General features: G+C 56.3%; 14 protein-coding genes. 11 read left to right on the top strand and 3 right to left on the bottom strand.

Annotated features, from left to right (window positions below; all coding sequences use genetic code 11):
- Window positions 1-947 (bottom strand): cation diffusion facilitator family transporter (locus BF12_RS0112740; RefSeq protein ID WP_024952608.1); only part of this gene is annotated, 947 nt, incomplete at its 3' end.
- A 171-nt stretch (window positions 948-1118) separates the two neighbouring features.
- Between BF12_RS0112740 and BF12_RS0112735 the strand changes: the two genes are divergently transcribed.
- From BF12_RS0112735 to BF12_RS0112720, 4 genes are all read left to right on the top strand, one after another.
- Entirely contained in the window at window positions 1119-2048 is a 930-nt protein-coding gene (locus BF12_RS0112735; protein WP_024952607.1) for a DMT family transporter, read from the top strand.
- Window positions 2049-2205: 157 nt separating this feature from the next.
- Window positions 2206-3312: an endonuclease/exonuclease/phosphatase family protein gene (locus BF12_RS0112730; RefSeq protein ID WP_211242456.1), complete on the top strand. Its 1107-nt coding sequence runs from the start codon at window positions 2206-2208 to the stop codon at window positions 3310-3312.
- Between the two features lie 60 nt (window positions 3313-3372).
- Complete coding sequence (locus tag BF12_RS0112725; protein ID WP_024952605.1) at window positions 3373-4149, top strand: YiiX/YebB-like N1pC/P60 family cysteine hydrolase; 777 nt, start codon at window positions 3373-3375, stop codon at window positions 4147-4149.
- Between the two features lie 121 nt (window positions 4150-4270).
- Complete coding sequence (locus BF12_RS0112720; protein WP_024952604.1) at window positions 4271-4771, top strand: YehS family protein; 501 nt, start codon at window positions 4271-4273, stop codon at window positions 4769-4771.
- Window positions 4772-4923: 152 nt separating this feature from the next.
- Here the strand turns inward: BF12_RS0112720 and BF12_RS0112715 are convergent, their stop codons facing one another.
- Together BF12_RS0112715 and BF12_RS0112710 are read right to left on the bottom strand one after the other, a co-directional pair.
- Window positions 4924-5790 (bottom strand): PA4780 family RIO1-like protein kinase, encoded by an 867-nt coding sequence (locus BF12_RS0112715; protein ID WP_024952603.1) that lies wholly within the window; start codon window positions 5788-5790, stop codon window positions 4924-4926.
- 147 nt (window positions 5791-5937) lie between these two features.
- A complete protein-coding gene (locus BF12_RS0112710) occupies window positions 5938-7011 on the bottom strand; it encodes an NAD(P)-dependent alcohol dehydrogenase (RefSeq protein ID WP_024952602.1) in 1074 nt (357 codons plus the stop codon).
- 314 nt (window positions 7012-7325) lie between these two features.
- Between BF12_RS0112710 and BF12_RS20015 the strand changes: the two genes are divergently transcribed.
- The 7 genes from BF12_RS20015 to BF12_RS22475 all read left to right on the top strand — a co-directional run bounded on the left by BF12_RS20015 (window position 7326) and on the right by BF12_RS22475 (window position 13478).
- Window positions 7326-7859 (top strand): MerR family transcriptional regulator, encoded by a 534-nt coding sequence (locus tag BF12_RS20015; protein WP_439644515.1) that lies wholly within the window; start codon window positions 7326-7328, stop codon window positions 7857-7859.
- Between the two features lie 82 nt (window positions 7860-7941).
- Entirely contained in the window at window positions 7942-8133 is a 192-nt protein-coding gene (locus tag BF12_RS0112700) for a PFL_1563 family small protein (protein ID WP_024952601.1), read from the top strand.
- Window positions 8134-8294: 161 nt separating this feature from the next.
- Window positions 8295-8822: a LabA-like NYN domain-containing protein gene (locus tag BF12_RS0112695; protein WP_024952600.1), complete on the top strand. Its 528-nt coding sequence runs from the start codon at window positions 8295-8297 to the stop codon at window positions 8820-8822.
- 602 nt (window positions 8823-9424) lie between these two features.
- Entirely contained in the window at window positions 9425-10150 is a 726-nt protein-coding gene (locus BF12_RS0112685; RefSeq protein ID WP_024952598.1) for a gluconate 2-dehydrogenase subunit 3 family protein, read from the top strand.
- Window positions 10151-10217: 67 nt separating this feature from the next.
- The gene (locus tag BF12_RS0112680) at window positions 10218-11693 is read left to right on the top strand and encodes a cytochrome c (protein ID WP_024952597.1); all 1476 of its coding nucleotides are present in this window, start codon (window positions 10218-10220) and stop codon (window positions 11691-11693) included.
- Between the two features lie 13 nt (window positions 11694-11706).
- The gene (locus BF12_RS22480) at window positions 11707-12294 is read left to right on the top strand and encodes a GMC family oxidoreductase (RefSeq protein ID WP_211242455.1); all 588 of its coding nucleotides are present in this window, start codon (window positions 11707-11709) and stop codon (window positions 12292-12294) included.
- A 98-nt stretch (window positions 12295-12392) separates the two neighbouring features.
- Window positions 12393-13478, top strand: coding sequence for a GMC family oxidoreductase (locus BF12_RS22475; RefSeq protein ID WP_211242454.1), 1086 nt, complete (start codon window positions 12393-12395; stop codon window positions 13476-13478).
- Window positions 13479-13681 lie beyond the last annotated feature (203 nt).

The following is a 13681-nucleotide window of genomic DNA, read 5'->3' as shown; positions in this document are numbered from 1 at the left end:
CCCTGCTCACAAGCCTCTCCTTCCAACTGTACTGTGACATGCAAGATTTCATGCTCATCGCGCAGATAGGCCTGCACGCGCTGCTGGACCTCTATCGCCACCGCACCTGGCGCTACAACCACATGCAAGCTGGCAATCGGTGACTGAGGTGTCAGCCCCCACAAATGCAGATCGTGGACGCTATCGACACCTTCGAGTGCCGCAAGCCCTGCATCAATATCTGCGTGGTCCAGCTGTTCCGGCGTACCCTCCAGCAGCGTATGGCCCGAACGCTTCACCAATGACCAGGCGCCACGCAGAATCAGTGCAGCGGCCAGCAACGAGAGCAGCGGATCGGCCTGATTCCAGCCGGTGGTCATGATAATGAGCGAGGCAGCGATAGCAGCCACCGAACCCAACAAATCACCCATCACGTGCAACATCGCACCACGTAGATTGAGATTCTCCTGGTCTCCTTTATGCAAGACCCAGAAGGCTGCAATATTGACGACAAGCCCGAGTACGGCAATGACCAGCATGGGCCCCGCCAGCACCTCGGAGGGCAACCAAAGCCGTTTGAGTGCCGCGATCAGAATCGCGACCGCAATTGCGAGCAGTGTCAGACCATTGACGAAGGCTGCCAGTACCTGGAAGCGTGCATAGCCAAACGTCAGCTTGCGCGTGGCCGCTCGGTGGCCCAATCGAAATGCACCCAAGGCCAGCGCCAGTGACACGGTGTCACTCAGCATATGTCCGGCATCGGCTAACAGCGCCAGTGAGCCCGCGACCAGCCCGCCGACGACTTCCGCCAACATGAAGCCACCTGTCAGGTACATGGCAAACTTGACGCGCTTCTCGCTATCAGCTGTGACCTCCGGAGCATGGTTATGGTGGTGGCCTTCGCCATCCCCGTGCGAATGCTCATGAGATGAGCAAGCTGATGGTGACTCGTGGTGCGTCTGGCTCATGCGGCCTCCTGGGCAATCAACGTCATGATGCAAGCAGCTTAAGACCTACAGCCACTGGAGGTGCAAGCCTGTGAAGCCGATGGATCACTGGAAACATCAGCAACCTGTTAATCACCTTGCTAGGATAGAGGGCACTTGAGTGTTAATGCATAAAGGAGTCACCACGTCCATATGAGTACTGCCTCAGAGTTAACGTCTTCACGCCCTCCCCTCAAGGCAGATCTCTTGCTGCTGCTAGTCACCATCATTGCCGCCGCTGGCTGGATCTTCTCCAAGGAAGCAATGGCTGGCATGCCCCCCTTGCTGTTCATTGGCAGTCGCTTCCTGCTCGCAGGACTCATCCTGGCCATATTTGATGCCCGCTCATTGCGCCAACTATCGAGCACACACAAGCTGCGTGCCGGCGGGGTGGGCATTCTGTTCGGCGGCGCAATGGCCTGCTGGTCACTTGGGGTGGCACTCTCGGACCAACTCGGAGTCATTGCCTTCATCAACAGCTTTGGCATTTTGCTGGTGCCGGTGGTCGCACGCCTGTTATTCAAGGACAGACCACCCCGCAGCACCTGGCTGGCACTGCCAACGGCACTGCTGGGCTTTGCGCTATTGGGGATGGGGCAACCTGGCGCGACAGACGGCTTTACGATCGAACCAGCTCAGTGGCTTATCTTCTGCGCAGCGAGCATTTTTGCGCTGGTGTTCAATTTCAACTCACGGCTGGTACGCAATATTCCAGCACTACCACTAACCGCCATTCAGCTGATGACCACCGGCCTTACCTGCCTACTACTCTCGGCGGCAAGTGAAAGTTGGCCAACCGGCATCAGTCTCGACATCCTCAGCTGGTTTCTCGCGAGTACGCTGATTGCCAGTACCCTACGCTTCTTCCTGCAGATACACGCCCAGAGCCTCACAACGCCGAGCCACGCTTCGGTTATATTGATGTTGGAAGCGGTATGGGCAGCATTGATGTCTGCGGCCTGGTTTGGCGAGCGTATGACGCTGATCCAGATAACGGGCTGTTCACTGATCTTCACTGCGCTGCTGATCAATCGCTGGCACTGGATTTCACGCCTGTGGCGGCAACGACGTATAGCGCCCTGATGCCCAAATGGCACATATACAGACAGCAAACATATGAAGATGAGTATCGTGAGCGAACCCACACATTGATTGTGAGCGTGCTCGGCACCACTACTCATGTATCGACCTTCACTTGTGAAGCCACTATTTCGCTATCTCCCCTTTGACCGGAGCACTCATGATTCTCAGCCTGCTAGGCGTATTGACGTTACTGATGGCACTTTTTACATTGCTGCCACTGACACGCCTGCGTCATTGGTCGGTCCGTGTCATGGACTTCCCACGCCTGCAACTCGCGGTGCTGTGGGCTGTCTTGCTGCTAGCAGATTTGTGCATCGGTGACCTATCACTTGCCATGCGGGCACCGCTGGTGCTTATCGCACTAGCAGGCGTCATCTATCAAGCCCACTGGATTCTTCCTTATACCCGCTTATATCCCTGTGAATCAGGTGTGGCGAAGCACAGTGATCCCCAACGTCACGTGCGCCTGCTGACCGCCAACGTGCTGACAACAAACCACGAAAGCGACAAGCTGTTGGCCATCGTCAAGCGTGAAAAACCAGATGTCCTGGTGACACTGGAGTCTGATGACTGGTGGCAAGAGCGGCTGGATGTGCTCGAGGCCAATACACCTGATTACGGTTACTGCCATACACTCAAGTGCCCACTGGATAATCTTTACGGCATGCACGTTTATTCACGCCTGCCACTGCACGATGCCAGCATCGACTACCTCGTGGAAGAAGGCGTACCGTCAATGCATGCCCAGCTGGAGCTCAAGAGTGGGGACCGTATTCGTGTTCACTTTCTGCACCCGGCGCCCCCAAGCCCGACCGAAAATGAAGAGTCATCTGAGCGCGATGCCGAGCTGGTCATCGTGGCAAGAAGCGTGGCAAGAAGCCGTCAGCCGGTGATCGTCACCGGTGATCTCAATGATGTGGCCTGGTCGCGCACGACACATCTCTTCCGCAAGCTGTCGGGGCTGCTCGATCCGCGCGTGGGCCGTGGCATGTTCAACACCTTCCATGCCAACTTGCCGCTGTTGCGCTGGCCGCTCGATCATCTCTTTCACAGCAGCCACTTCAGTGTGGTGCGGGTGGCACGTATGGAAGCGTTCGGCTCTGATCACTTCCCTCTGCTCACAGAGTTAGCGCTGACACCTAACCAGGACACCAGCGATACTCGCGAGGCGCCAGAAGCTGACGCTGAAGATCATGCTGAAGCGACCGAAACAGCGCGCAGTGAAGATGTCAGTCATCATGATGTGCCGTCACCGGGGCGCTGACAGCCTGGCCGCCTCGATCACGGGTCATTGACTACCGCCAGTCAAGGCAGGAGACACAAGATGCGTGGACTCAACTGGGTAAGCAGTCGGATTGGCGATCAGCTGGCACGCTATCTGACGCACCCAGGCCACCAACCGATGCAGCCAGCCACGTCATCTCCCGAGAGACTGGCTGCAACCCTCCGACGCGGCGATATCCTGCTGGTGGAAGGCTCTTCACGTATCAGTACGGCTATCAAGTACCTGACCCAGTCGACTTGGTCGCACGCAGCACTGTGTACACGCACGCCTCTCGATGCGCGCGGCCATCCCGTCAGGGGCGATTGCCTATTGGAAGCAGATGTCGCAGAGGGAGTGCGCCGCGTACCGCTCAATCTTTACTGGCACCAACACACGCGTATCTGCCGGCCGATTGGACTCAGCGATGAAGAAATTGACACGCTGGTGGCCCATGCCGAAGCACGCTTGGGCAATCACTATGACTTGCGCAATATCCTCGACTTGGCTCGCTATCTGATCCGCATGCCACCGGTACCCAGTCGCTATCGTCGCAGAATGCTGGCACTCGGCAGTGGAGATCCTACGCGTGCCATCTGTTCATCGCTGATTGCACAGTCCTTTCAGTCGGTGAGCTACCCTATTCTTCCCGATCGGGAGTCATTACCCTCAAGCGATCCTGATTGCCTGCACTGTTATCGAGAGTTCCTGCACATTCGACATCACAGCCTGTTTGCGCCACGCGATTTCGACATTTCACCTTACTTCGACATCATCAAACCGACCCTGAGCGCCGGGTTTGACCCACATCGACTGCAGTGGAGCGAACCCCCACCTTGATCTGGTATGCTGCGCGCCATCCGTCTTCCCATGGCAGTCCGCGCTTTCCCAAGGTGTGAGAACTTTGCCATGACGCTCGTTTCATTTCCCTCAAGACTTCTTCCCGACCGGACCTACGCCCGTGACCAATAACGACATTATCCGTCGCCTGCGCTACGCACTGAATCTTTCCGACACCGATATGATTGCCACCTTTGCGGCAGCTGACCATGAAGTCACCCGCGCCGAAGTCAGTGACTGGCTGAAACGTGACGACGATGAAGCACAGCAGCGCATCAAGGACCAGGACCTGGCCCGCTTCCTCAATGGCCTGATCAACGTGCGCCGCGGAAAACGTGAAGGGCCACAGCCAGCACCGGAAAAACGCACCGACAACAACATCATCATGCGCAAGCTCAAGATTGCCTTTGAGTTGAAAGACGATGACATGCTTGACCTGCTGGCCCTGGCAGGCTTCGAGATGATTACCAAGTCAGAGCTCTCGGCCTTCTTCCGCAAGCCGGATCATCGCCACTACCGCGAGTGCAAGGACCAGATTCTGCGTAATCTACTCAAGGGTATCGAACTGCGTCATCGCCGCCATGATCCGGAAACTGAGCAGCATGCTGTCGATCCGGTGTAACAACGCTCGTCTCACCACGCTTTGCCCATAAACAACAACGCCGCTCCGGATTCCGGGGCGGCGTTGTTGTTTATGCGCGCTGTCTCTTTGTCCTCTGAGCGCTATCGCTGAAACTGGCAGCTCACACAGTGCAGCACATGAAGATATTCAACTCAGTCTTCTTCATCGCCATCTTCGGCACTCTTCTGACGCGCCTTGCGCTCCTGCTCTTCTTCCATCGCAGCCATGATGTTTTCCAACAGCGCATCTACGTCCGGGGCTTCGGGATCATCTTCGAAGAGCCCTGTCAGCTCGGCATCAGGATCCATGTCACCGGCTTCGAACAGCGCCCAAATCTCATCTGCATAGCGAGTCTCTGCCAACTCTGGTGCGAACATCGCGTAATAAGCGGTGATATTGGCAACATCACGAGCCAACATGCCCTTGGCATTATTGTTGGCCGCCGCATCGACAGCCTGTGGTAGATCGATGATCACCGGACCGTAATCATCAACCAGCACATTGAATTCCGACAGATCGCCATGCACAAGGCCAGCATGCAGCATACGCACGATGTACTGCATCATCACCGCATGGTCTTCGAGCGCCTGCTCGGCTGACATCGACACATCATTGAGACGCGGCGCCACGTTTCCTTCATCGTCGGTCACCAACTCCATCAGCAATACGCCATCGAAGCACCCGAAGGGCTCCGGCACACGCACGCCAGCAGCAGCGAGACGATACAAGGCATCCACCTCGGCATTTTGCCAAGCAGCCTCCTGTTGATTACGACCGAAGCCGGAGCCCTTTTCCATGGCACGCTGACGGCGACTGTTACGCACCTTGCGACCTTCCTGATACAGCACAGCTTGCTTGAAGCTGCGCTGAGCGGCGTCCTTGTAGACCTTGGCGCAACGGATCTCATTCCCGCAGCGCACCACGTATACCGAGGCTTCCTTACCACTCATTAAGGGGCGGAGCACTTCATCGACCAGGCCGTCATCTATGAGCGGCTGGATTCTCTTTGGCGTTTTCATCGCGCTTTTATACGCGTTTTACAGCACATCGGGAATCATCCTGTAGCAATTTTGTGACATATCTTACGTCAAAACCCCCACCAATACGTCATCGGCGAGGGCTTTATCATTCACTGCGTGGCTGCATCAAAGCAGCCACGCGACGCGTCATGGGGCGTTTTTAAGACTCTGCATGTCAATCACAAAGCGATATTTCACCTTGCCCTGCTGCATGCGCTCCCACGCATCGTTGATATTCTGGATATCGATCATTTCAATATCGCAGCCGATGCCATGCTCTGCACAATAGTCGAGGACTTCCTGCGTTTCAGCCATGCCGCCAATCAGCGAGCCTGCCAGCACGCGGCGCTTCATGACCAGGTTGCCGCCTTGAAGTGCCGGGTCCACTTCCTGAATCAGGCCGACCAGGATGTGTGTGCCATCATACTTGAGCGTATTCAGGTATGGGTTGAGATCATGCGGTACCGGCACAGTATCAAGCAGGAAATCGAAAGTTTCTGTGGCAGCCGTCATCTGCTCATCGTCGCTTGAGACGATCACGTGATCGACACCATTCTCACGCGCTTCAACCACCTTGGCCTCACTGCGAGTAAAGAGCGTGACCTCACAACCCATGGACTTGGCAAACTTGATGCCCATATGGCCCAGGCCGCCCATGCCAATGATACCGACCTTATCACCTGGCTTGACGCCATAGTGACGCAGCGGCGAATAGGTGGTGACACCGGCACACAGCAGTGGCGCGGCCTCAGCAGGATCCAGTGCATCAGGGATGGAAACAACGAAGCGTTCGCTGGTCACGATCTTGTCAGAATAGCCTCCTTGGGTAAGGCTACCGTCATGGCGGTCCGGGCTGGCATAGGTCATGGTCATGCCTTCGCGGCAGTATTGCTCCAACCCTTCATTGCAAGCGTTGCACTCTCGGCAAGAGTCGACCATGCAGCCCACACCGACCATATCACCGATCTTGTATTGGCTGACCTGGTTGCCGATAGCGGTAACGCGGCCGACGATCTCATGACCCGGCACGAGTGGATATTGTGAGAACCCCCAGTCGTTGCGCGCCACGTGCAAGTCCGAGTGACATACACCACAGAACAGAATCTCGATGGCAACGTCATCTGAGCGCAGCTGGCGACGCTCGAAGGTCCACGGCGCCAAGTCTGAGGTACCTGACGTTACTGCGTAGGCCTGGGTCTTACCTTCAAAAGTGCTCGCCATGCGATGTGCTCCTTAAGCCAATTCCTCGTGAAGGCAGCGCTTTTGATCAACGCATACCCCCCGTAGTCCCTCTTACCTGTTGGTCACTGGCCAATAATTCAACAGCTAGTCGCTTGGAGGCGCTAGAACACAGTGTTGGCAAACCAGCAACGCGCCGCTGTTCTCTGGCAGCAAGAATCTAAAATCCAGGCGCACAATCTCATAGACAAAAACTTGTCTTGTCTTGTTGGCGCCCCGATATTTACTGCGGTACTTGGCCACTGGTTCTCTGACACATTTTCTCGCCGATAGACTTACTCGCATGGAGCCCACACATGCCTACCTCCTCCTCGCTGAGCATTGGCGATCTCGCTCTACAGGCCGACTGCAAGGTACAGACCATTCGGTATTACGAAGATATTGGCTTGCTACCGCCACCGCTGCGCAACGCAGGCAATCAACGACGGTATGGCGACACCACGCTTGGTCGTCTGAATTTCATTCGCCATGCACGTGACTTTGGTTTCCCAGTCCCGGCCATTCGCGAGCTATTGAGTCTCTCGGATACCCCTGAACGCCCCTGCGAGGAGATACATGCAGTGGCGCGCATCACCTCGACGAAGTCGAGGCACGCTTGCAGCGTCTTGAGGCACTCCGTGAAGAGCTGCAGCGAATGCTTAGCCACGGCGATGACGGACAGGTCCGTGATTGCCGAGTCATCGAGGTCCTCTCAGACCATAAACAGTGCGAAGTCCACGGCCGTGCAACGGCGGAGAATACGCACGAACACAGCGAGAGACCTGCGTCATGACGCGTTTGAGCTGTTTGGCGACAACATTGATCTTTCGCGGCAAAAACCGTCTTTATGATTTCATCTTGTCGCCATCGAGCAGCAAAACGGCGGGTATGGTATAGTGGTCGTCCACCCCCAGTCTCGGAACGGAGTCCCGCATGGCCAACACCCGTACAGCCGCAAAGAAGAAAGCTCCCGCCGCTGTTGAAACCTCGGCGTCTCTTGAAGCACAGATGCAGGCCTTCCTGGATAAGGGCGGCAAGGTCAATGTGATCGAATCTGGCGTTAGCGGTCAGGTCATCGGCGTCAAAGCACCGCCGAAGCCATCCAATCCCGCTGCCAAAGGCTGAAGCTTGTCAATCAAGCTCCAGCAACAGAGTTCACATGTTGAACTCATGTACTGACCTCCAGCCGCTGCCCTTTCCTGTCAGGTAGCGGCCGGCGCTTTTCCCAAATAACGATCAGCACTCAGTCTGACGTTATCCCCTCTCGGTTTTCTCCGGCATCTCTCATGTCAGCTTCCTCCTTGCACGACACTCAGCATGCACGCACATCCGCCACGCCCCCGCGACTGGCTGTCTTCATTGACGTTCAGAATATCTATTACACGGTTCGCGACACCTTCGGGCGACAGTTCGACTATCGCCGTCTATGGGCAGAGCTTGAGCGTCTGGGGACTATTCAGCATGCCTATGCCTATGCCATTGATCGTGGTGATCCGAAGCAGCAGCAGTTTCAACAGCGTCTGCGCGATATCGGTTTCGAAGTGAAGCTCAAGCCCTTTATCCAGCGCAGTGATGGCTCGGCCAAGGGGGACTGGGACGTCGGGATTACTATCGATGTCATGGAAGCAGCGCCTGAAGTTGACGAGATCATTCTCGCCTCCGGCGATGGTGACTTCGCCATGCTACTCGAGCACGTCTCAACACGGCATGCCGTGACGACACGCGTCTACGGTGTCGAAGCATTGACGGCTCACGCCCTCATGCGAAGCGCCACTGACTTCAGAGAGATCGGGACAGATCTGCTGATGCGCTAGGGCCACGGATTCGCCGAGGACTTTACTTTGCACAGCCTGATAATACGAAAGACACCATATCAAGCATTAATCATGTCGTGATGAGCAGCCGCCGAATGACTCGCCGTTGCCATCTATTGTTTGATAACCGCAATCATTTCTCTGCTCTATTTCTGAAACTGCCACAAAACATTGGGTGCTCTGTCCAATATTTGGCGTGTTTTACGAGGAATGGATAGCATGGGACAATTTCATGAGCAACTCATCAACCTAAACGGGGAAGAAACTCATTCTCTGCGCATAACACTACACATTGCTCTGCCATCTGCTAGCTCACATGCCACTTATACATCTGCTGACATGCAAAAACGCAACCCTCCGTCACACCGATATAGGATAGTGCTCCTAAATCACACTTCTGATTTTTGTTAATATTATACGCAATGCAACATCCCCCGCGAGCTTCTCTTGGTCTTGCTGTCTTGACTGAATACGACACGCTGCTACATCGCTGATTGGCACATCTATCTGCCAAGCTTCCCAGATAGCCTCTCGTTTATTTACTACCTGATACTGCACGTACAACTGACGACGCGACATCATATTGCACCTGGGAGACAAGCATGCCGCTCAACCTCGAGGGTCAGCAACGACGTGAATTCATCCGTCGTTCGCTGGCAATGATCCCTGCCGTAACCGTGGCACCAGGCCTTTTACTGGCTACCTCGGCAGAGGCTGACATGCCTCCGCTCCACAAGTATTCACCCACCTTTTTTTCGGACGAGGAATGGCAGTTCATCCTCGCCGCCACCGATCGACTGATTCCCGAGGATGAACATGGTGCCGGTGCCCTGACTGCCAATGTACCCGTATTTATCGACAAGGAGCTCACTGGAGACTATGGCCAGGCAAATGACTGGTACATGCAGGGCCCCTTTCATCCGAACGCCGATCCAGTATTCGGCTATCAACTTCCGCATACCCCTGCCGAGCTCTATCGCCTCGGTATCAAGGGCGCTCGCCATCATGCCATGACGCGTATGAACCAGGAGTTTTCAGACCTGCCTGCCGAGCAGCGCGATACCCTTCTGAGCGAGCTGGAGGCTGGCAAGGCCGATTTCGCCGCTGCCGGTATTTCCGACCTACCATCGTCGACTTTCTTTAGCTTTCTATTGCAGAACACTAAAGAAGGCTATCTGGCTGATCCGATGTATGGCGGCAACCGCGACATGGTTGGTTGGAAGATGCTCGGCTTTACGGGTGCACGCGCCAGCTTCCGTGAATGGGTCGATCAACACGATGTGCCCTATCCGCTAGGCCCGGTAAGTCTCGCTGGCAAGCGCGGCTGATCTTGGCCTCCTACTCTAGACCGAAAAGCGACGCCTCTCGCATGACGAGGGGCGGCAGGAGCATCGGATGATCCCTTATTTTAACCACCCTGCGCGTCTGGCACTCGTGGTGGTCGCTCTGGGTACTACGGCCGTGGCAATAGCCGCGATCGGCAATTCTGACGACAGCAAGGGCATCAGCCCCCAAGACACGCCAGCCGATACTGCGCTCATCAAGCGCGGAGCCTATCTGGCGCGCGCAGGCGACTGCATGGCCTGTCACACTCGTGAAGATGCCAGCGAGGACTACGGCGGCGGGCGTCCGATCGATAGCCCCTTCGGCGCCATCTATGCCACCAATATCACTCCAGATCCCAAAGCGGGAATTGGTGATTATGGTGAGCAGGACTTCGCGGCAGCTTTACGCCAAGGTATTCGTGCTGATGGCAGCTACCTGTATCCGGCCATGCCCTATCCCGCCTATGCAAGCCTCAACGATGATGATGTGCATGCGCTTTATGTCTACTTCATGCAGGGCGTAGTGCCAGTGGCCAAACCTGCTCCCGAGACTTCACTATCCTTCCCGTTCAATCAGCGCTGGGGCATCCGCGCCTGGAATTGGTTATTTGCCGATGAAGCCCCCTATACCTCACTCGAGCAAACAACAGGCACGATATCACCTGAACGTCATGCACAACTTGACCGTGGTCGCTACCTGGTACAAGGCGCAGGCCACTGTGGCAGCTGTCATACCCCTCGTGGGATGTTCATGCAGGAAAAGGCGCTGAACGATCAGGACGGCGACGATTACCTGGCCGGTAGTGAGTTAGATGGCTGGCAGGTCCCCTCGCTGCGCGGCGGCGATGGTTCAGGGCTGCGCAATTGGAAAGAGCAGGATCTGGTGGACTACCTCGCCACTGGCCGCAGTCGTCATGCGGCTACTGGTGGGGAGATGCGGTCGGTCATTCAGCACAGTACCTCACACCTCAATGATGAAGACCTGTATTCCATCGCCGCTTACCTGACCACCCTTGGCGCATCCGACAAAGCATCGCACGCCTCCGGCGACGTACCAGCAAGTCAGGCGACGTCTGACTCGAAGTCTTCCTCCGCCCGCGACGCCACTACCCATCAACTGACGGCCGCCATCTCGCTCGACGAAGGCGCTCGGCTGTATCTGGATAACTGCAACGCCTGTCACTTTGCCAATGGCGCGGGGGCTGATAGCGTCTTCCCACCACTGGTCGGCAACGCGCAGGCGACTGCCGACAATCCGAAAGCCTTGATCAGCACCATGCTCTACGGCGCCCAGCTTCCTTCAACTCCCAAGCGTCCCGAACGCCTACAAATGCCAGGTTTCGACTGGCGTTTGACTGACGATGAAGCCGCGAGTCTGGCGAGTTTCGTGCGCCAGAGCTGGGGGAATCAAGCCTCCGCCGTCAGTCCAGAACAGGTGGCAGAGGTACGGCGCAATCATGGCCCTGTCGACGCCACTCAGCAGGGTCGCCCCGAATACCTCCGTCAGCATGCCCCCATACCCTCCAGTACCCCGTCGTCGAACTGAAAGGAATCACCACATGGCCATTACCCAACCTGAAGTCGACGTCGTGATAATCGGCCTCGGCTGGACCGGCTCCATCATGGGCCTTGAACTGACCGATGCTGGCCTGGATGTGCTGGCGCTGGAGCGCGGCGGCGATCGGACCAAGGAAGACTTCCTCTATCCCAAGCCCGCCGACGAACTAAAGTACGGCGTGCGACTCAAGATGATGCAGCGTCCGCGGCAGAGCACCGTCACCATCCGACGCAATCGCGACGAACAGGCCGTCCCCCAGCGCCATTGGACTACATTCCACCCCGGCGACGGCGTGGGCGGTGCTGGCTCACACTGGACGGGCGTGCTGTACCGCGCTACGCCCAACGAGTTAGCCCTCAAGAGCTTTGCAGACCGCACCTTTGCACCGGGCTTCCTGCCTGAAGACATGACGATTCAGGACTACGGCGTCAGCTATGAGGAATTGGAGCCTCACTACGACTTCTTCGAGAAGGTCGCCGGACTCTCCGGACAGGCCGGTAATGTGCAAGGCGAGCTTCTCGAAGGTGGCAATCCCTTCGAGGCTCACGCCAGAATCCTTTCCCGCTACCGCCGTTACCACGAACCCTGACCGATGTCCTGTTCACCAAGGCCACCAAGTCACTCGGCTGGCATCCGTACCCCTACCCCTCAGCCAATGTGTCGGGGGCCTGGACCAATCCTTACGGTATGCAGCTGGGGCCGTGTAATTTCTGTGGGTTTTGCAGCAATTACGGCTGCCTCAACTACTCCAAGGCCACGCCACAGACCTGCACGCTGGATGCGCTCAAGCAACGTAGCAACTTCCACTATCGAACTCGGTGCGAGGTCACACGCATCGTCAAGAGCGACACGGACGATACCGTCAAAGGCGTGCTCTATTACGATGCCGAGGGTAACGAGATCTTTCAGCCAGCCGGCTTGGTCATCCTCGCCTCCTTCCCGCTGTCGAACGTACGTCTGATGCTGCTTTCGGAGATCGGCCAGCCCTATGATCCGGAGCAAAACACCGGTGTAGTGGGGCGTAACTTCTCCTATCAGATCACCGGCTCGATGGATCTTTACTTCAAGGAGCATCAGTTCAATCCCTTCATTTCGGCCGGCGGCAGCGGTCAGGTTATTGACGACTTCAGCCCGGACACCTTCGATACGGCAAGCCACGGCTTCATCGGTGGCTCCTATATCTATACGACCCAAGGGCCTGGGGGCGCCATCGGAGCATTGCGCACGCCACCAGGCACGCCGAGCTGGGGAAGTGAGTGGAAGAAACAGATCAAGGCGCACTACGGGCATCACATGGTACTGGGGACCACTGGTAGCAACATGTCCTACCGTGACGTTTATCTGGATCTCGACCCCACATACCAGGATCCACATGGGGATCCGCTACTGCGCATGACTTACGACTGGAAAGAGAATGATCTACGCATGACCGAGTTCATGGCCGAACGCATGCGTGAAATCGTCACCGAGCTCAAGCCGGAGTATCACACTGAAAGCGTCAAACAGCGTGGCGACCATTTTGACCCTTCCAGCTATCAATCGACTCACCTCACCGGTGGCGCAGTCATGGGGACTGACCCGAACACTTCGGTACTCAATCGCTACCTTCAGCATTGGGATGCACATAATCTGTTCGTGATGGGCGCCAGTGCCTTTCCGCAGAACATGCAACACAATCCCACCGGTACGGTAGCCGCCCTTACCTACTGGTCGGCAAAACATATCCGCGAACAATATCTGGCCAATCCAGGCCCGTTGATGTCACGCGGCTAATCTACAACGCCGACTTCTTTCACTACAGTCACTCTGAAAATGCCGTTGCCCACCGGGGGCAACGGCATTTTCCTATTACCGGGTATCATTGAGGAGAGCTTTCAGGGGCACGCCTTCCCGCTTAGAATGAAGTTCACACCAGCACAGCGACAGGCTCTGACAACAGCGCCTCAAATCACGTCGCATCAGACATTAATCATGTC

It is taken from the genome of Cobetia crustatorum (assembly GCF_000591415.1).
Lineage (GTDB): Bacteria > Pseudomonadota > Gammaproteobacteria > Pseudomonadales > Halomonadaceae > Cobetia > Cobetia crustatorum.
The sequence above is the reverse complement of the archived record's forward strand: the minus strand, read 5'-3'. Positions and strand labels throughout refer to the sequence as shown.